The organism is Thermotoga sp. (assembly GCF_021162145.1).
Taxonomy (GTDB): Bacteria; Thermotogota; Thermotogae; order Thermotogales; family Thermotogaceae; genus Thermotoga.
This window is the reverse complement of record NZ_JAGGZH010000010.1, coordinates 25,474-44,177: the sequence shown is the minus strand read 5'-3', so window position 1 is coordinate 44,177 and position 18,704 is coordinate 25,474. Positions and strand designations below refer to the sequence as shown.

At 45.3% G+C, this 18,704-nt stretch carries 20 protein-coding genes; 6 read left to right on the top strand and 14 right to left on the bottom strand.

Annotation, left to right across the window (positions count from 1 at the left end; all coding sequences use genetic code 11):
• The first annotated feature begins 29 nt into the window (after positions 1–29).
• Positions 30–3,032, top strand: coding sequence for an efflux RND transporter permease subunit (locus J7K79_RS00760; RefSeq protein WP_296904081.1), 3,003 nt, complete (start codon positions 30–32; stop codon positions 3,030–3,032).
• On the opposite strand, the gene argR is transcribed toward J7K79_RS00760, so the two are convergent.
• The gene (argR, locus tag J7K79_RS00755) at positions 3,022–3,480 is read right to left on the bottom strand and encodes an arginine repressor (RefSeq protein ID WP_296904078.1); all 459 of its coding nucleotides are present in this window, start codon (positions 3,478–3,480) and stop codon (positions 3,022–3,024) included. The two genes, J7K79_RS00760 and argR, sit on opposite strands and share 11 nt — an antisense overlap.
• A gap of 168 nt (positions 3,481–3,648) precedes the next feature.
• Between argR and J7K79_RS00750 the strand changes: the two genes are divergently transcribed.
• The gene (locus J7K79_RS00750; protein WP_296904076.1) at positions 3,649–4,377 is read left to right on the top strand and encodes a KaiC domain-containing protein; all 729 of its coding nucleotides are present in this window, start codon (positions 3,649–3,651) and stop codon (positions 4,375–4,377) included.
• Positions 4,374–4,811, top strand: coding sequence for a transcriptional regulator (locus J7K79_RS00745; RefSeq protein WP_296904074.1), 438 nt, complete (start codon positions 4,374–4,376; stop codon positions 4,809–4,811). The genes J7K79_RS00750 and J7K79_RS00745 overlap by 4 nt, the downstream gene beginning before the upstream one ends.
• A gap of 9 nt (positions 4,812–4,820) precedes the next feature.
• Here the strand turns inward: J7K79_RS00745 and J7K79_RS00740 are convergent, their stop codons facing one another.
• The 6 genes from J7K79_RS00740 to J7K79_RS00715 all read right to left on the bottom strand — a co-directional run bounded on the left by J7K79_RS00740 (position 4,821) and on the right by J7K79_RS00715 (position 11,833).
• Positions 4,821–5,927, bottom strand: coding sequence for an MFS transporter (locus J7K79_RS00740; RefSeq protein WP_296904072.1), 1,107 nt, complete (start codon positions 5,925–5,927; stop codon positions 4,821–4,823).
• Positions 5,928–6,022: 95 nt separating this feature from the next.
• Positions 6,023–6,634: an endonuclease III gene (nth, locus tag J7K79_RS00735; protein ID WP_296904070.1), complete on the bottom strand. Its 612-nt coding sequence runs from the start codon at positions 6,632–6,634 to the stop codon at positions 6,023–6,025.
• A 9-nt stretch (positions 6,635–6,643) separates the two neighbouring features.
• Entirely contained in the window at positions 6,644–7,999 is a 1,356-nt protein-coding gene (locus J7K79_RS00730; protein ID WP_296904068.1) for an aminopeptidase, read from the bottom strand.
• Complete coding sequence (gene mgt, locus J7K79_RS00725; RefSeq protein ID WP_296904066.1) at positions 8,000–9,325, bottom strand: 4-alpha-glucanotransferase; 1,326 nt, start codon at positions 9,323–9,325, stop codon at positions 8,000–8,002.
• Positions 9,322–10,968 carry an NFACT family protein gene (locus tag J7K79_RS00720; protein WP_296904064.1) on the bottom strand — a complete coding sequence of 549 codons (1,647 nt, stop codon included), beginning with the start codon at positions 10,966–10,968 and terminating at the stop codon, positions 9,322–9,324. Before J7K79_RS00720 ends, mgt begins: the two co-directional genes overlap by 4 nt.
• Before the next feature lies 1 nt (position 10,969).
• The gene (locus J7K79_RS00715; RefSeq protein ID WP_296904062.1) at positions 10,970–11,833 is read right to left on the bottom strand and encodes a deoxyribonuclease IV; all 864 of its coding nucleotides are present in this window, start codon (positions 11,831–11,833) and stop codon (positions 10,970–10,972) included.
• A gap of 55 nt (positions 11,834–11,888) precedes the next feature.
• Between J7K79_RS00715 and J7K79_RS00710 the strand changes: the two genes are divergently transcribed.
• Entirely contained in the window at positions 11,889–12,212 is a 324-nt protein-coding gene (locus J7K79_RS00710) for a hypothetical protein (protein WP_296904061.1), read from the top strand.
• On the opposite strand, the gene J7K79_RS00705 is transcribed toward J7K79_RS00710, so the two are convergent.
• The 4 genes from J7K79_RS00705 to J7K79_RS00690 all read right to left on the bottom strand — a co-directional run bounded on the left by J7K79_RS00705 (position 12,209) and on the right by J7K79_RS00690 (position 13,400).
• The gene (locus tag J7K79_RS00705; protein ID WP_296904059.1) at positions 12,209–12,559 is read right to left on the bottom strand and encodes a MazG nucleotide pyrophosphohydrolase domain-containing protein; all 351 of its coding nucleotides are present in this window, start codon (positions 12,557–12,559) and stop codon (positions 12,209–12,211) included. The two genes, J7K79_RS00710 and J7K79_RS00705, sit on opposite strands and share 4 nt — an antisense overlap.
• A gap of 13 nt (positions 12,560–12,572) precedes the next feature.
• On the bottom strand, positions 12,573–12,773 hold the full coding sequence (locus J7K79_RS00700; RefSeq protein WP_296904057.1) for a hypothetical protein: 201 nt from the start codon (positions 12,771–12,773) through the stop codon (positions 12,573–12,575).
• Between the two features lie 305 nt (positions 12,774–13,078).
• Positions 13,079–13,213 (bottom strand): hypothetical protein, encoded by a 135-nt coding sequence (locus tag J7K79_RS00695; protein ID WP_296904055.1) that lies wholly within the window; start codon positions 13,211–13,213, stop codon positions 13,079–13,081.
• 13 nt (positions 13,214–13,226) lie between these two features.
• A complete protein-coding gene (locus J7K79_RS00690; protein ID WP_296904053.1) occupies positions 13,227–13,400 on the bottom strand; it encodes a hypothetical protein in 174 nt (57 codons plus the stop codon).
• A 96-nt stretch (positions 13,401–13,496) separates the two neighbouring features.
• Between J7K79_RS00690 and mds the strand changes: the two genes are divergently transcribed.
• Positions 13,497–14,567 carry a GDP-mannose:di-myo-inositol-1,3'-phosphate beta-1,2-mannosyltransferase gene (mds, locus tag J7K79_RS00685; protein ID WP_296904051.1) on the top strand — a complete coding sequence of 357 codons (1,071 nt, stop codon included), beginning with the start codon at positions 13,497–13,499 and terminating at the stop codon, positions 14,565–14,567.
• Positions 14,568–14,579: 12 nt separating this feature from the next.
• Here mds and J7K79_RS00680 read toward each other — a convergent pair whose 3' ends face one another.
• From J7K79_RS00680 to ilvA, 3 genes are read right to left on the bottom strand one after another with little or no spacing between them, the layout of a single operon-like run.
• A complete protein-coding gene (locus J7K79_RS00680) occupies positions 14,580–15,488 on the bottom strand; it encodes a diacylglycerol kinase family protein (RefSeq protein ID WP_296904049.1) in 909 nt (302 codons plus the stop codon).
• Between the two features lie 3 nt (positions 15,489–15,491).
• Positions 15,492–15,698, bottom strand: a complete 207-nt coding sequence (locus J7K79_RS00675) for a hypothetical protein (RefSeq protein WP_296904047.1) — start codon at positions 15,696–15,698, stop codon at positions 15,492–15,494.
• A gap of 27 nt (positions 15,699–15,725) precedes the next feature.
• Positions 15,726–16,931, bottom strand: a complete 1,206-nt coding sequence (ilvA, locus tag J7K79_RS00670) for a threonine ammonia-lyase (RefSeq protein WP_296904045.1) — start codon at positions 16,929–16,931, stop codon at positions 15,726–15,728.
• 782 nt (positions 16,932–17,713) lie between these two features.
• Between ilvA and J7K79_RS00665 the strand changes: the two genes are divergently transcribed.
• A complete protein-coding gene (locus J7K79_RS00665) occupies positions 17,714–18,700 on the top strand; it encodes a TolC family protein (RefSeq protein ID WP_296904043.1) in 987 nt (328 codons plus the stop codon).
• The last annotated feature ends 4 nt before the right edge of the window (positions 18,701–18,704 follow it).

The window sequence follows — 18,704 nt, the reverse complement described above, 5'->3', positions numbered from 1 at the left end:
ATAATTAAACCTGTCGGGGAGGGATCCAAATGAAGTTGGCGGAAATATCATCGAAAAGACCCGTAACAATCTTGATGCTATTAACTGCCATAGTCTTTCTTGGATTCATCTCTTTTCAGCATCTCAAACTGGATCTTCTTCCACAAATTGAGTATCCTTACGCAGTTGTCCTAACCACTTACATGGGCGCGGGAGCGGAAGAGGTGGAAGAACTCGTAACCTCTCCTCTTGAAAAGCATATCTCATCCACACCAGGAGTTAGAAGGTTCACCTCCATATCTATGGATTCTGTTTCCTTTATCCTCGCGGAATTCGACTGGAATGTGAAGACGGCTGACGCTGTGGGAAGATTGTCTAGGTATGTAAATCTCGCTTCTCGGGAACTCCCGGAGGAAGCAAAACCGGTGGTTGTGGAATTCGATCCCTCTCTGCTCCCGGTGTATGCTTTTTCAACGGAAGAAGATTACGAAGAGGTCGTCTCGAAGATCAGAAGACTTCCAGATGTCGCTAGCGTTGAAGTAATGGGAGAACCAAAGAAGATCGTTGAAATCATTCTGGACCACGATAAGATAAAGAAGCTCGATGTTGATCCCTCATTGATAGAAACCATTCTCTCGGGAAACCTCGTCTACCCGTTCGGTTATGTGAGGGATTCAGAGGGAAACATCTACCCTGTTTCCATCGATGGACGTTTTGAGAATCTCGATGATCTGAAGAACACTATCGTGGGCTTCAGAGGAGTAAAATATCAGTCTCTGCTTCGAGGTGAAGTACCGAAACTCCTGATTCCTGTTCGTTTGAAGAACATTGCAGAGGTGAAGATAGTAGAAGAAAATGTGCAAGGAGAGGTCAGGGTCAACGGAAAGAAGGCATCACTCATCGCTATTTACAAAAGAAGCGGTGCAAACACTGTCAAAACAGTTCGTGAAATAAAGAAAATACTGAGTGATTCCAAAATAGAGTACGTGGAAGCCATGAACCAGGCTTACTATACTGAAAGAGCCATTGACAACCTGCTTAAGAATTTGTTTTATGGATTCATAGCAGCATTTGTGGTAGTTCTGATCTTCCTGAAAGACATCACTTCCACGCTCGTTACTTCCTTTTCCATACCGCTCTCTCTCACCGTCACTTTCGTCTTTCTGTACGCGTTCGGAATAAATCTTGACACACTGACCCTTGGTGGACTCATCATGGCACTGGGAATGCTGGTGGACAATTCTGTCGTTGTCTTCGAAAACATATACCGCCACCGATCTTTAGGGAAGGATATTCCCGATGCCGCTCGAGAGGGAGCAGGAGAAGTATGGGTTGCCATTCTGGCCTCCACTCTCACCACCGTTTCTGTGTTCTTACCCATCGTGTTCTTTACAGGGTTTGTAGTGAGGTTGTTCAAGTACTTTGCCCTTGCCTTCGCCCTTGCCCTTTCTTCTTCTCTTTTCGTTTCAACCGTCATCGTTCCAGCCGGTACGCGATGGATAAAACCAAGAAAGGGAAGAATCACCGAAAAACTTCAGAGGTCTTATCGAAGGGTCCTGGAATGGTGCATGAATAAGAAGGGATTGGTTCTCACTGTGGCATTTACTCTGGTTATCATCTCCGTGGTGTTTCTCCTGTCAAAACCCATGGGATTTCTTCCTTCTTTCCAGACAAACCTCGTGGTGATAGATGTGAAACTGCCACCTCAGACTTCCTATGAGAAAACGTCTGAAGCAGTTCAGAAAATAGAGAAATACCTGAACGGGCACAGATCCACCTACAACATCTCTTCTTTCTACTCGGAAGTGGGAGTAACCAGTGAGTACTCCCAGATAATGGGTCGGGGGCAGAACGAAGCAAGGATAATGGTGAATCTGAGAGGGAGCAGAAGAGAATTCGCGAGAAACAGAGAGAAACTGAGGAGAGAAATCATGTCTCTGAATATACCAAATGCAAAGTTAGAGGTTCTGGAACAGTCCCAGCAAATATACGAAGTTCTGGGTTATCCGATAACAGTTGAGATAAGAGGAGAGAATCTCTCTCTCATTCAGAAGAAAGCCAAAGAGATATTTGAACGCTTGAAGAGTCTTCCAGAGGTCAAGAAAATCCAGATCCGAAACTCTTACGAGAAAAGTGTGATGCACGTGAAAATAGACAGAAACAAGTCCCTCATGAGTGGCGTAGTGGCGGGTCAGGTTTTTCTGGACCTGCAAACCTACATGCTTGGAAAGAACATAGGAACTTTGAGAACAAACCAGGGAACATTGCCGATCGTTCTTAAGAAAGCGGAAACTGTATCTCTAGAGGATCTACCCAAAACACCACTGGAGGGATTGAAAGGCGAAGTTCCCCTCGGAGCCATCGCAACCGTCTCTCAAAAAACCGTTCCCTCAGTGATAGATCACTCCGACGGCGAGCGAGTCGTTTACGTGGATTTGGTAAGTATAGAAGGTACGATAGGTGATGTCGCAAAGAAAGTGGAGAAAACTTTGGATGGAATGAATCTTTCGGGTGTTAAAGTGAACATCTCAGGACAGAAAGAATTCATGGATGAAGCTTTCTCGGAACTTCGGTCTGTAATCTGTATAGCAATTGCTCTCGTTTACATGATCCTTGCTGCCCAGTTTGAATCCTTCATACTTCCGTTCGTCATATTCTTCACAATTCCTTTCGCGGTCGTTGGGATTGCTTTCGCTGTACTTGTGAACGGGTATTCTCTTAATGTCCCCGTTCTTGTGGGTTTTTTGACTCTTTCAGGAACGGTTGTAAACAACGCCATCGTGATGCTAACGAGGATAGAACAGATAAGAAAAGAAAAGAGCCTTCTGGAATCCACCCTGGAAGGGGCTCAGAGCAGGTTGAGACCTATTCTGATGACCACCTTCACCACCATCGTGGCATTGCTTCCCACTGCGTTGAGTCAGGGGGAGGGTGCAGAAATAGAATCACCCATTTCATGGGTTGTGATCTTTGGCATGTTGATCTCCATGTTGTTCACACTGTTCGTAATACCGGTGATCTACACCCTCGTGAGAGAGAAGATCAGAGTATAGACGATAGTTTTTCCACAATCTTCTCGCAGCTTTCCGGGTCTCGCACTGCAACGAATATGGTGTCGTCTCCCGCTAACGTTCCCACGATCTCGTTTATGTCGAGTCTGTCGATGACACGAGCGATTCCACTAGCGGTTCCTGGTATCGTCTTTATGACTATGAGGTTCCCAGCTCTGTCTATGCTTTCAACGAAAGACTTGAAGTTTCTCTTCAATTCCTTCCAGGGATCGATCACCGGTGTTTCATCCAGCAAACGATAGACATAGTTGCCGCTCTCGTCCATTATTTTCACCGCTCCTATTTCTTTCAGATCTCGAGCGATGGTGGGCTGAACAGCCTTTATACCATATTTTTTCAACTCCTCGACGATTTGAAACTGGTTGCTTATTCTTTTTTCGTGTATGATCTTCTTTATGAGTTCCTGTCTCCTTTTTTTCGATACCTTCAAGGAAAACACCTCCATTCTTTGAATTGAAAACACATACAATTATACAGCATAAATATAACAGAAGCGGAAGAAAAATTCATTTGTTATTGTGTTTGTAACCAAGAAGTGATATGATTGTTTATCAATCGATACTAATGATTGCTAATATATTTTCCAAGGGGTGAGAAGATGATTAGAAGGGTCAAAACTGGTATCCCGGGGATGGACGAGATTCTCCATGGGGGAATTCCGGAAAGAAACATTGTCCTCATCTCTGGAGGACCTGGTACCGGAAAGACGATCTTTTCACAACAGTTCATATGGAACGGGCTCCAGCTAGGAGAGCCTGCCATCTATGTTGCCCTCGAAGAACATCCAGTACAGGTGAAAAAGAACATGGAAGTCTTCGGTTGGAACATTGATTCCTTTGAAAAGGAAGGTAAATTTGCCATAGTGGATGCATTCACAGGTGGAATCGGTGAATATGCGGAGAAAGAAAAGTACGTGGTGAAAGACATAGACGACGTCAGAGAGCTCGCCGAGGTATTGAAGAGGGCAATAAGAGATACACAGGCCAAAAGGGTGGTGATTGATTCCGTTACAACTCTCTACATAACGAAACCAGTGATGGCAAGAAGCATCGTATTCCAGCTCAAAAGGATCCTCTCAGGACTCGGTTGTACTTCACTCTTTGTGAGTCAGGTGTCGGTAACGGAAAAGGGTTTTGGTGGACCTGGTGTCGAACACGGGGTGGATGGTATCATCAGGCTAGATCTCGACGAAATAGACGGCGAACTCAGAAGAAGCCTGATCATTTGGAAGATGAGGGGAACATCTCACTCGATGAAAAGGCATCCGTTCGAAATAACTGACAGAGGTATCGTCATACATCCTTCGGAGGGGGGCGAAGAGAAATGAAACTCAACTTCAATCCGGTGACGAAAGAGGAAATCCACCGGCTCGAAACAGCTCTGCTCGTTGGTACCCTCTTCAGGAAGGAAGTACTGGAGGAAGTCAGAAATTCTTCTGAGAGGCTCACTTGGGTGGACAGTCTGGCAGTTGCAGCGGGGGCTCTTGCGAGAGCAAAAGCCGGTATGACCGCTTCTGAGATCGCTGAAGAGCTTGGAAGAACGGAGACAACCATCAGAGAACATGTAAAAGGCGAAACCAAGGCTGGAAAACTGGTGAACGAGACCTATGAACTTTTAAAAGAAGGAAAACTGAGTGTAGAGGGGTTGATAGGTGAAGATGTTACGACAACCACTACCACGAGCGATGAAAAACTTAAGGAGATCAAGAAAGAACTCGAGGAAGTGAAACGAAAGCTGGAGAGTGTCATTCAAAAACTCTGAGGCGGGGATTCACTCCCCGCCTTTTGTGAAGAGAAGCACCACAAACCCTCCCGTGGCGATCACTATCCCAAGAGTTGAAAACATGAGTAAATATGATTTCTCTGCGAGCATCCCTGCCAAAAACGGACCCAAAGTGGCACCAAGGAACCTCGCTGAACTCAAAAGGCCAAGAGCCTGTCCTCTTTGCAAGTAGTGAAACTTTCTTCCGAGGAAGTTGCTCGTTCCATTTATGAAGGCTCCAAAGCTCATGCCAAGTGCGATGTAAGATACTACAGGTGCCCAGTTTTTTGGTATCATCATGAGAAGCGGCGTCAACGAGGACATGAAGATCCCTAAAACAGCAATTGCTCTTGGGCTTGTTTTCTCCACCAACCTGCCGAAAAGGAAATGGGAAGGAATCTGTACAAGGGGATTGACAGCAGTCACAAAGCCTATTGTAGACGCACTGTATTTGAATGTATCACTAAGGTAGACTGCTATCAGAGACATAGAGCCGGAAGTTCCCATTTGCCTTAAAAAACTTCCAAGGTAAATCGCCCAGGTGCCACCTTCAAGAAGCTGTTTTCTGAAATGCAGATTTTTAACTTTTCGTTCCACTCTTTCCTCCTTTATCATGAGTGCCGGTATAACGGCTGTTGCTATGACGATCGAGAAAAACACGAAGGCGAATCTCAAATCAACGAACATGAGCAGAAATCCGATGGACAACCTACTCAAAAGCATTCCGAGTGAATTCGAAGAGTTGTACAACGAAAAACCAAGTGACATCCTCTTTCTGTTACTGCTGAGCGCCATGGCCGCGGGAGGATACATCCCGTTGAAAAACGCTATCACCGCGGATAACATCAAAATGGCAAGAGGACTTTCCTCAACGGCGTAGAGAGGATAGAAAACGGACGCCAGCGCAAGGCTCGCGATGAGAAACGGCTTCCTCTTTCCCAGTCCATCAGATACTTTTCCCCAGAAAAGATTAGAGAAGGTGTTCACAGCGCCCCTGAGACTGGAGAGAAACCCTATTAAAAAGAGAGCTGCGCCCAACTCCTTCATACGAAGCTGTATGAGAAGATTGAAGCTCATGGTACCCATAGATCTGAGGATGTTGGAGAGAAAGAGCATTTCTCTTCCTCCTGCACAATAGAACAATAGTTCGTTGTTAGAACTATTTTATCATGAGTTGGAAGACATCAAATATCAAGCGCAACCCTCTTCAATCAGTACCGCTCGTTGTAGAACTTGCAGTGTTCCCTCAAAAAGCACTCTTCACACTTTGGGTTTACAGGCCTGCATATTCTTCTTCCAAACTCTACCATAGAACCGTTTATCGGTCCCCAAAGCTCCTCTGGAAGAAGTTTTTTCAGTTCTTTTTCTGTTTCTTCTGGTGTCTTCGTTTTCACCCAACCCAGTCTGTTGCTGATCCTGTGGACGTGCGTATCCACGGCGAGGGCAGGTTTTTTAAAGCCAACCCAGAGCACTATGTTCGCTGTTTTTCTTCCAACACCAGGTAGTTTCAACAACTCTTCCAGTGTGTTCGGCACCTTTCCTTCGTACTTTTCTATGATGATCTTCGATATCTCCACTATTCTTTCTGCCTTCTGTCTGTACATACCCGACTCTTTTATCAAATCGTAAAGGTTCTCGGGTCTTGCCTTTGCCAGTTCTCTCGGCGATCTGTATATTCTGAAGAGCTTGTTTGCTGCTTTTTCAGTGTTCTCATCACGAGTTCTCTGACTCAGGACTGTTGCGATCAAGACTCTGAATGGGTCTTTCTCTTTGTGATCCCTTGGGAAATGTTTTATGATCTCTTTTGCAATCTTTTCTATCAAACTACCACCTCACAGATCTTCCAGAAGGGATCTGTAGGCGTTGTAAGTTTCTAACAGATCTGCTTTCGAGGAAATTTCAAATGGAGAATGCATACCAAGAAGCGCAGGTCCCATATCGATCACGTCTGTTCCTCTTTCCGCGAAGAACTTCGCGATCGTTCCCCCACCACCCTGATCAACCTTTCCGAGTGTTGCCACTTGCCAGATGACATCACGTTCGTTGAGAACCCTTCTTACGCGTGCCACGAACTCGGCGTGGGCGTCGTTCGTGGAATACTTTCCTCGGGCACCCGTGTACTTGACAAGAGCCACACCGTATCCAAGCCTGGGTGCATTGTGAAGATCGTGAACGTCCTTGTAAGGAGGATCCACCGCAGCACACACATCAGCGGAGATTACAGAGGATTTTTCCAGCACTTCATCGAGCGCGAACTCCGAGTCTTTTGCCCCCTGCATCTTCAGGATCTGTCTGAGAACTCTCAGATAAAATCTTGCCTTTGCACCGGTGTTCCCATCGCTTCCTATCTCCTCCTTATCGAAAAAGATCACACCGATAGATTTTTTTGGACTTGCCGACAAAAGCGCTCGAAGTGCCGTATAGGCACATATTCTATCGTCCTGTCCGTAGGCTCCTATGAGACTCCTGTCCACCCCCACTTCCCTTGGTGGGAAAGCAGGAACTACCTCTATCTCACCGCTCACAAAGTCCTCCTCTGAGATACCGTACATCTCGTTCAGAATTTTCAAGACGTTCGTTTTCACTGCCTCTTTCTCTTCTTCACTGAGAGGAATAGTACCAGCTATGAGCACAAGGTTTTCTCCTTTGAATTTCTCAGAGACCTTCGCGTCCTCTTTGTCTAGATGAGGCAAAAGGTCTGGTATCGTGAAGACGGGATCCTCCGGTTTGTTCCCCATGTGTATCTCTACCTCCGTTCCATCTCCTCTGAAGAGCACCCCGTGTATTTCGAGAGGTATACTGAACCATTGATACTTCTTTATTCCGCCGTAATAGTGAGTTTTAAAGAGGGCTATCTGCTCATCCTCTACTAAGGGACTCGGTTTGAGATCCAACCTGGGAGCGTCAATGTGGGCTACCACCAGGTTCAATCCCTTTCTCAGATCATCCACCACTCTGAAGGCGGCTATCGCTTTCCCTCTGTTTACCGCGTAGACTGCCATGTCCACAGGGTCTCCAGCAAAATCCTCCAGAGAGACAAACCCCTCTCTTTCCAGGATTTCCCTGATCTCTTTCACAGCGAGCCGTTCGGTCTTCGCTTTTCCGATGAATTCCATGTACTTTCTGGCAAAGGACTCTATCTCCTCTCGGCTTCTGTGCTGCCATACGCTTTTTCTTTCCATCTTCATTCAAACCACCTCCGTACCATAGGGTTGAACACGAACTCCTTCGAAGATCCATCCTTCACTTGAGAGATTGTGAAACACCTTGAGCGAACGCTCATCATCGAACAGCCGATACATCAGGAACTTTTCTTCCACATGTAAGAACTTGATACTTGCTCTATCCAGCCAGGGATTTTCTCTCCTGAAACTCGCCCATCTTGCGACGTGGGATAATACAGAATCTGGGTCTTTTTTTTGATACTCAACCGACACTCCCGAGAAAGGTCCGTTGTACGCGGGCCACTTCCAGAAAGTTTGCCCCATGGTGCACATATTTTCACTCCAGGGGAACGGGTCTAAAACTACCTCTGTGTTCGGCTTTCGATAGACTCCTTTCATTCCGAGTTCATCACCGTAGAAGATCAGCGGGACTCCTGGTAGCGTGAAAAGAATAGAAAAAGAAAGTTTCACCTTTTCCCTGCTCAGGCCATTTTCGAAGCTGGCGAGCCGCGACATATCGTGATTCGAGGTAAAGTTGACGGGAATGTAGCTCTTCCCAATCAAAGCTCTTTCGATCGACTCGATCAGCATTCTGGTATTTTCTTTCCAGACGGCTTCCTTTATACAGTGCGATGTGTCGAAATTGAGCATATAACCAAAGATTTTGCCGTGTTCATCCACTATCCTGGTTTCTGCCCAGATCTCTGCAAGAAAGATTCCTTCTATATCGGAGAGAAAATATTGCCAGAAACGAACATTTTGCTCCAGTGAATCTCTCATATGTTTTGCCGCATCGAATCTGAAACCATCAACCCCCAGACTCAAAAGGTACCGAACCAGCTCTTTCATCTCTCCCAGTACTTGAGGATTGTCGTAGTTCAGATCAGGAGAAAAAGGCCCGAAGAGACCTCTGTAGAATCTCCCATCATCCAGAGGATGCCAGATTTTCTCTCCGTTCCATTCCCTTTTTTCGTTGAGATCGGTCTTTCCGGTGGCCCACACGTAGTAATCTCTGTAGTGCGGGTCACCTTTCAGAGCCTTCTGAAACCACACATGCAGGAGACTGGTGTGATGAATGGGAAGATCTAGAACGACTTTTATATCGCTGCCGTGGAACGCTTCGATCATCTCTCTGAAGTCCTTTTCGTTTCCATACTCGGCTTTGAAGGAATAAAAATCCACCACATCGTACCCGTGAAAAGATATAGAAGAAAAAATGGGCATGAGCCATACAAAGTCAACCCCCAGTTCTTTCAAATAAGTAATCGCATTTTTCAATCCTTTGAAATCTCCCAGCCCGTCGAAGTTTCCATCTCTAAAAGATCTCACATAGATCTGATAGCCTATCATTTTTCCAACCTCCTAGGTTGCACAAGGATCGTCTTGTAATTCGTGTATATGACCATACCGGGTTTGAAACCTTTCGGTTTCCTCACGTACTTTATGAAGGTGTAATCCACCAGCACTTTCCCAGAATCTTTTCCCCTTGAGTAACCGGCCGCTAGACTCGCAGCGTACTCTATCACCTCCTGGGGGACGTTCTTTCCCTCTGTCTTCACAACCACGTGAGCACCCGGCATTTCGTGGGCGTGAAACCAGAGGTCTTCTTTCGAAGAGTTCCTCACGAGTTCATCGTTCTGTTTGTTGTTTCTTCCTACGAGTATCTTAAAGCCCATGTATTCAGTCTCTCTGAATCGGGATCTCCTCTCCTTCTTTCTCTCCTTCTTTTCTTTCAGAAGCCCAAACTCCCTCATCTCTTCTTCTATTTCTTCGAGCGATTCCATGTCTTCTGCGTCTTCTATGGTCTGCCACAGCTGGTAGAGGTAGTCTTTTTCCCCTTGGATCTCCTGAAGTCTTTTCCCAACCTGCTCTTTCTTCCTCTGAAGCTTCTTGTAGATGTTGTAGTACTTTTGAGCCGTCTGGGAGGGATCTTCCCCAACGTCGACCAATACTTTTTTGCCAGTTTCCCAGTCTACAAGCTCCACTTTCCCCGACCTCTCTTTGATGTTCCAGAGGTTTTGAACGATGAGATCCCCGATCCTTTTGTATTTCTTTGCCTCCTCCACATCAGAAAGCTCCGCCAAGAGCCTTTCTTCCAGATCTTCAAGGTCCTCGATCTTTCTCATCACGATTTTCGAGAGACGATGTTTCATGTTCTCGAACGTGGACTTTTTCTCCTTCCAGCTCACAAATTCGTTGAGTCCTTCAGATGCACTCTCGAAGTACCTCTCCTTTAAACCCAGCATGGTGAACCTGAACGCCGAAATTTCTACAGGATATGCCTTCTCGTAGTAAACAAACACGCCGGGACTTTCCAGTTCTGCCCTCACATCCTCCAAAACCTTGAGCACCTTTTCCCTGTCAACTGCCTCCCAGGGAGTGTCTGGGTCGTTTCCACTTCGGTGCAGCAGCTCCTCCACAGATAGTGGTGAAAAACCCTCCAGTATTGAAAGAAGCACGTTTCGGGCTGTTTTGGAACTGCCGACTGGGAGTTCTTTCAGTTCAAACACGGAAGTTTTTCCCGACGGAAAGATCACAAATTCTTTCCCTGGAAGGATCTCCCTTTTTCTTGTCACTATCCTTCTGTGCGCGTCGACGATCTTTCCATCTTTCACGAGGATCATGTTCGAATGCATACCCATTATCTCAACGAAGAGCTCTTTTTGAACGTTTCCTTCTATTTCGTCGAATTTTTCGAACACAAACCGGACCGTCCTGTCCATACCAATCTGCTCCATCTTCAAAAGTTTCGCACCCTTCAACTCCTTCCTCAAAAGCATTGTAAAAGAAGAGGGCATCTTTTCCGATGCTTGTTCCTTTTTGGCAAGTGTAACGTGTGATACGTCCGGTTTCAAACACACCCGGATGGTACCACTACGAAACAGAAAATAGTAATCGACCGTTGTGGGCTGATAGATCTGTTTGAGATGCTCTCCTATCAGACCTTTCAGCTCGCGCACAACCTTGTAGAGAAGAACTCCATCCACTGGCACATCAATCGACCTCTATTCCGTATTTCTCTATGATCTCAAAGACTTTCCTTATGTCTTCCGCGTGCTCGTCATTCCCACCAGGCGTTTCCAGAATCCAGGGAACTCTCTGGATCTCTTTGAACGAGAAAAACACTGCGAAACCTTTCTCGCCTATGAACCCGCTTCCTATTCTCTCGTGCTTGTCTTTTGCCGCACCGAGGGGATATTTCGAATCGTTCAAGTGGATCATCCTGAGTCTTTCAAGACCAAAGAGGTTTTCGATTTCACTCAAAAGAGCTTCCACTCTCTCTTTCTCTGTTATGTCGTATCCAGAATCAAACCCATGGCACGTGTCGTACGTGATCGCCACTCTATCTTTTTGGTCAACAAGATCCCTTATTTTTCTCAGCTGCTCAAGTTTGTAACCGATGTTTCCACCCTTCTGGGAAACGTTCTCCAGGAGAATGATCACACCCTCCGTGTTGTTCAGCACCTCGTTTAACCCGCGTGCGATCCTGTCTATTCCCTCTTCTTCACCTGTTCCAAGGTGACTCCCAGGATGGATGTTCAAGTACTTTATACCCAACTTCCTGCAGATCTCCACTTCTATTTTCAACAGTTCTACAGATTTTTGCCAGATGTCTCCTTTGGGACTGGCAAGGTTTATGAGGTATCCGCAGTGACAGAAAGCGTTTTCCAAATCGATTCTGTGTCTTTTCATCTCTCTTTTGAATTTTGTGGCTACCTCGTCCGCGGGAAGCTTTGCCTTCCAGGATCTGGCGTTGTGAGGAAATATCTGGAAGGAGTTTCCTCCAATACTAACTGTATCTCCCGGTACTCTGTCAAACCCTTTCGAAATCGGCATGTGGGCGCCTATTTTTATCATTCTCTTTCCCCCTTTTCAATCACCCCCGTGGTATCATTCCTCCGGAGGTGAAAACATGTGGATCGTTGCTCTGATCGTTCTTGGCTTCACCATATATTCATTTTACACTTGGGCCTTTCTGATCCGCCACAGAAAGATCATCGGTTACATAGAAAGAGATGTCATGGAACTCGAGGAAAGAGAAAAGTTGTTCAGAAAAGAAGTGGAATCCGGCAACACCCTCGTTGAAGAAAAACACACCGAAATACTAAAACTGCTGAAGGAAGCAAAAGCAGAGTACAACTCAGAAGTTGAAAAGTTCAATCGAAAACTCTCTTCTTCGATATTCTTTTTGCCTACAAAACTTTTCGGAGAAAAACCTTTGGATAAGATGGACTAGATCTCTTTTTTTCGCTCTTTCCAGATTCTCTCTGCCTCTTCCAAAGAGATCTTTCTGTCCCAAAACAACCATGGTTTTCTGTGAGAGACCTTTTCCACGACCCTCTGAATAGCCCTCTTTAGATCCACTCCGTGATCTCTTTCTGCAACGGCTCCCACGAGAAAAGCATCGTAAATCAAATCTCCTATCTCTTCCTCGAGGTTAGTCAGGTCCTTTCTCTTTATCGCTTCTTTCACTTCCTCGACCTCGGATGTGAGTGCATCGAGAAGGGACTCGATGTTCTGCTTTTCGAGCCAGGGACATTTTTTCAAACTTCTCTCGATGATATCGATGAGTTTTTCTACCATTTCATCAACTCCTTTAAACCTTCAATGAGCTTTCTGTCGTCTTCATAACTCTTTCTTTTATGGTCAGGTATCCACCTACTATCATCCCATTTGCACCTGCAAAAAAGGCAAGCGCTTGAAAATCTCTAAAATCTTCTCTGTCCACTACGATCTTTATCGCCGTTCTTTCACCGAGAACAATTCTAAATATCGCTATTGTTCGAATTCTCTCCACGATACTGAGTTTTGGAAAGTTTTAGGGACTTCCTTTTATCGGTATAAGAAAATTGATGGGAACAGAATCTACCTTCATGTCTTTCAGAATTTTTGCCAGCTCCAGTCATTCTTCGGAACTTTCTCTCAGGCCGAATATTCCTCCGCTACAAACCTCTAGTCCAGCATCCTTTGCATTTCCACGGTCCTCATCCTATTGTGAAAAGAGTGGGCAGTGCAAATATTTCAAAAAAACTTGGGGAAGATTCTAAATTGTGGTGATATCTGTCGAGTCCATGATTTCTGAAGTACCTAAGCTCGTCTTTTTCAAGAGTTCCCAAAGACGCGCAAATTTTCAAAAACATCAGCCACTCTGGACACATCTTTTTTTGTGAGCCTTCTTCCGGACGTGACGATACCGAATCTAACGACACTCACCTTCTCTGATTCTTTTGCCTTCATGAGAACGCTTCCTTTATCCAATCACACTGGTGTCGTACAGAGAACTCTGAGCATAGAACCTACAGTCCTGATCACAGATGCCAGATTTTGCATTTACAATACCACAGAGGTTCATTTTGGCATTGCTAACAATCTTGTTGGTTCCAAGTATTGGTTCCCTCGTACCCATGCTCAAAACTTCTTTCAAAATCTTCAACCTCCTGTATTGAAAAAGTCCTATAATAATTATAGATCTTATTAATGCTCACGATCACAAGACAAACTAAAAAAAGGAGGTGATCATATGAAGATCGGTTTCCTCAGTAGATGGGGTGCAACCTGTGGTGTGGGAATGCACGCAGAGATACTTGCACGAGTATTCATCAACATGGGACACGAAGTGGTGGTTTTTGCTCCAACCGAGGAAAGTGCCAAAAAGGAAGTTAAGTACTACAAGAGAACAGAGGCTCAGGACCCGGAGTTCGTGAAGAGGGAAATCTACACAGAAGTGGACAATGTGACCGAAGAAGGTTGGGTGAAAGAAGAAGAGATTTTGAAAGAAGACCTGGACCTGCTCATAATAGAGACCTTCTGGAGAATCCCCGTGAAACCTCTCTCCAGCCTCATAGAAAAGCTGAAAATTCCCGTTATCTCTGTTTTTCATGAAGCGAACATCTTCAGGGCAAAAGAGATTGTAAAACTGCCCTGCGACAAAATCGTTGTGTTTGATAGAAGGTTCTACGATGAGATCCTCGAATTTTACGGTATCCCCAGAGAAAAAGTGGAAGTGATCAGTTATCCTGTGATGAAACCCTATGAGGTAGAACCCGAAAGACCCATCGGTGAGGACAAATTCCTGTTTTTCTCCTTCGGAAGACAGCCCACTGAAGAGTACTGTGATTTCCTGAACGCTCTGAAAAAGTTGAGAAAGAAATTCTCCAGCGTGCATTATTGGATTGTCAGATCCGACGGTAGGATAGATTACGAAGCAGAATGGATCACACAGTGGCAAAAAAGACCCACTGTTGAGAAGCTATACAGCTATTTGAAAGGATCGAACGTACACCTGCTCCCAAAAGGAAACACTCCAAACGTTGTGGTCTCATCCACTCTTTATCAGGTTATAGCGAGTGAAACTCCCATAGTCATAAGGGACAGCAGGTTCGTTGAAACTATTCAAACGGACGCTTACGGTTTTGGCCCCATTGTGAAATACAAAAATGTTCACGATCTGGTACACAAGCTGGAACTTTTGATTCTAGACGAAGACCTGATAGAAGACATAAAGAAAGAAGTGAGAACTTTTGTGGAAAAGTACAGCGGGGACAAGATTGCTCAAGAATTCCTGAACCTTGCGAAATCCATCACCAAGTGAGGGGACACCCCCTCACTTTTTCACCAGGACTTTCAACGCTTTCGGTACGATGGAAAAAGTCACTTTCTTTGTCCAGAAAGACTCTCCATCCAGTTCAACCGGTTCACTCTTCTGAAACTCCACCACCACTCTTTTCGCCTGGTATCCCTCTACACCTGGATGTTCCAGAAGCGTTCCGTTGAACACCCTGTACAAGTTCGCCAGGATTCTGAGTTTTCCTATGTCGTTTATCACGGTAACGGCGAGGAGCCCGTCGTCTGGAACTGCGTGGGGAAGCTGATTCATACCTCCACCGTTGTACTTGCAGATTCCAACGTTCATGGAAAAGATCTTCTTTTTCCACACTCTTCCATCGATTTGTATCCTCGCAGCAGGTGGTTTGTACTTGATAATGGAAGAGAATATTCTTGAAAAGTAAGAAACACGATTTTTCCTTCGGAGCAAGTTCGTTCTGTATGTTACAAAACCATCGAAAAAGAGCCCAGCAACGTTGACGAACGCCCGTTTCTTTATCTCCCTACTGGACGTTTCGTACTCGGTAATTCCCAGGTCCTGAACGAACACCTTTCCTTCTTTCAAAGTCTTGATCGCTTCTTCAATCCCCAGAGGAACACCGGTAGTTCGTGCCCAGTCCTTTCCACTGCCGAACGGAATCCAGCCGAACGTAACCTCTCCAAGATTGAATCCACCCAGAAAGACTCCGTTCACCACCTCGTTCACCGTACCGTCGCCACCAAACGCCACGATCTCTCTATAGCCTTCTTCGAAAGCCTTCTTCGAAAGCTCTATCGCATGACCTGGCCTTTTTGTAAAGGCGATTTTGTACTCTATTCTATATTTCTCCAGAAGATCTTTCACTCTCTCCCAAAGTCTTCCAGCCTTCCCACTGTTTGCAGCCGGGTTGTAGATCAGAAACACCACGTTCTAACTCCTTCCAACAAGGGCCAGTATTATGGACACCGCGAAGGAGGTAAGACTCACAGAGAGGAACTGCCATCCTTTTTTATCGTAGAATTTTTTCCTTTGACTCTGCTTCCTTTTGATGGCTCGCGTCCCAAGATCAAAAAAGACGATCGAAACAAAAAGAGCTCCAAACCCTGTGAAGAAAAAAAGATCTGAGACGAGTCTCAACTTTCCACCTCCGTGGGAGATATTCTGTCATCCTACTTTCTTTACCTCATATCCTTTTGCAATGAGAACCCTTTCGATTTCCCCGACGTGTTTTTCATCGACCGTTTCGAGTTCGAGCTCTATCTTGGCGAAGCCAATAGGAACGTCCTTCGCGGAGCGGTTATGAAAAACAGAAAGCACATTTGCCCCAAGTTCAGCAATGATTCCGAGTAACTCTTTCAATGCACCAGGCCTGTCCATCACGAACGTTTCTATGAACGCCTTCCTTCCACTCTTTACAAGCCCTTTGTTTATAATCCGATCGATCATGTTCACATCTATATTTCCTCCGCTTATGACGACCACCACTTTCTTTCCTCTCACATCCAGTTTGTTCAAAAGCGCTGCCACCCCCACTGCACCCGCTCCTTCAGCCACCACCTTTGCCTGTTCCAAAAGAAACAGAATAGCGTCTGCTATCTCTTCCTCACTCACCGTGACCATCTCATCGACATACTTTTTTACGATCTCAAGTGTCAACTCCCCTGGTTTTTTCACGGCTATTCCGTCGGCGAGTGTGGGTTTTCCTTCTATTCTTTCTGTCCTTCCTTTTCTCAGAGAAGCAACCATGGAGGGCATGTTCTCCGCTTGAACACCTATTATTCGAGCATTCGGGTTCATGGACTTGATTGCAATGGAAACCCCGGAGATTAGACCACCTCCACCCACCGGCACAACGACCATTTCCACGTCGGATAGGTCTTCCATTATTTCAAGACCTATGGTTCCCTGTCCCGCTATAACGTAAGGGTCATTGAACGGATGAACGAAAACCGCACCTGTTTTCTCCTGTATTCTCAACGCCGCCTCGTACGCCTCATCAAACACGTTTCCCTCCAGAATCACCTGCGCTCCTAGATTTTTCGTTCTTGTGATCTTCGAAAGAGGAGCGTACCTCGGCATTACGATAGTTACAGGAATGCCAAAAGTTTTGGCAGCAAGCGCCACACCCTGAGCATGATTTCCAGCGGAAGCAGCGACAACCCCTTTTTTCTTGTCTTCCTCACTCAGATGGGCTATCTTGTTGTACGCGCCCCTTATTTTAAAAGCCCCAGTCTTTTGGAGATTCTCCATCTTCAGGTATATCTCCCCACCTGTGATCTCGCTCAGAACAGAACAATAGGTAAGGGCAGTTCTGTGAACAACATTTTTCAAAATTGCCTGGGCTTTTCTTATGTCTTCTATAGTAATCATGAAGCCACCCCCTTGACTGATTGAATTGTACAACACGGAAGTATCAAGTGGAACAAACGGGAAGCGATTATAAACCCTTCAGTATTCTTATCAACCTTCTTCTGACTCTTCCATCTTCTTCGCACTAGAAGGCAACAAAAGTGATGTTTGATGAATATGGCGTTTTTCTTCAGAAACTCCCGGAGAGTTTTTGTGTTTTTGTAGTAGAGTACCTCTTCTGCTGCCCTTTTGAATCTTTCTCTTTTGTGTACCACGCTATGTCGTTAAGGCAAGCAATTATCCCAGAAGGGTGAGGAATCTCTCGCAGCATCTTCAGTATTTTCCCATAACACTCCATCGCTTCCTCGATATTTCCTGTTCTTGCCATGTATTTTGCTTTCTAGTATAGATTAGTATATAAGCGTAAGAGGCTTTCTCCAAATAGTGAGCCTCTGGTTTTATTCTCCCTAAACATTCAAAAACATTGTGCAGATGCACGGAACAATAGTTTAGCAGGTTCCCAATAAATATGCTTCTGAGCTTCGGTGAGACGTTCTTTATTCTGCTGCGCAAGTGAGAGTAAAGTTTGATTCCTTTCTCATGCTTTTCTAAATATCCTACTGAACAATGGGAAAGTGGAAGCTGAAGGAACACATGAGGAGCCCCTGAAAAGGACTCCTGCCTACAAAGAGATTGTGAAGGAACAGGTTGAGACATAACATGAACGAACGAAAATTCACACTTTTTTCACAAAGGAAGATGTAAGATTTCATCAGCAAATATTTTGAAAAGGAGGTATTTACATGAAGAATCTTTTTGCAGCACTGGTTTTGTTAACTTCCGTGGTGGGTTTTTCGATTTCTCTGAACGATGCTCTTCAGACAGCACTCGCAAGCAGCACAGACTATCAGATCGCTCAAATCGATCTTGAGAAGACAACGATGGATTACGAAAAGGCCAAACTCGAAGCAACGAATAAGAGAGCAGAACTCTCTGCAGAACTCAGCTACTATAACAACCTTCAGAGTTACAGAAGTTCGTTGAAATCCACATACCAGGACATTCTTGGAAGAATCTTCGATTTCCTGACAGCCGAGATCTCTTACGAGATCGCTCAGCACAACTTCGAAAACGCTCGGGAGGATCACAGAGCGAATCAGGAGCTTTTCAAAAAGAATCTCATATCAGAGAACGATCTGAAAGAATCTGAACTCACCCTTGAGGAGGCCAGTAACAGTCTTCTCTCCGCTCAGAACGACCTTGAAGAAGCACGAAAAGACTACGAAGAACTCTTCAGTGTGGATGCAAGCGAGATAGAGCTTCCCCTGGTGGATTTCCACAGCCTTGTGAATGAAAACGAATACCTGAACAACCTCCTCTCCGTAAAGATCGCGGAGATAAACATGAAGATCGCAGAGTACGATCTCAACAACCTCTCCGCTGCCGCTTCGAAGTACGAAAAAAGAACAGCAGAACTAACCTATCAGAAAGCAAAGATGAACTACGAAAAAGCGCTGAAAGAGGCAAAGGATAACTATAGAAGCACCATGAATTCCCTGGAGGTTACTCTTTCGAATCTTAAAGTGCTGAAAGAAAGAGTGGGTCTCAACGAGAACATACTGAAAGATTACCAGGACAGATATGAAAAGGGTTTGATCTCGAAAAAAGAACTGAACACCCAGAAAATCTATCTTCTCAACACCAGAAAGAATTACCTGAGCACGCTTCAGAACTACTACATCACAATCGTGAACCTCCTTATCGATGCTGGAAAAGACATCTCCTTCTGAAGAA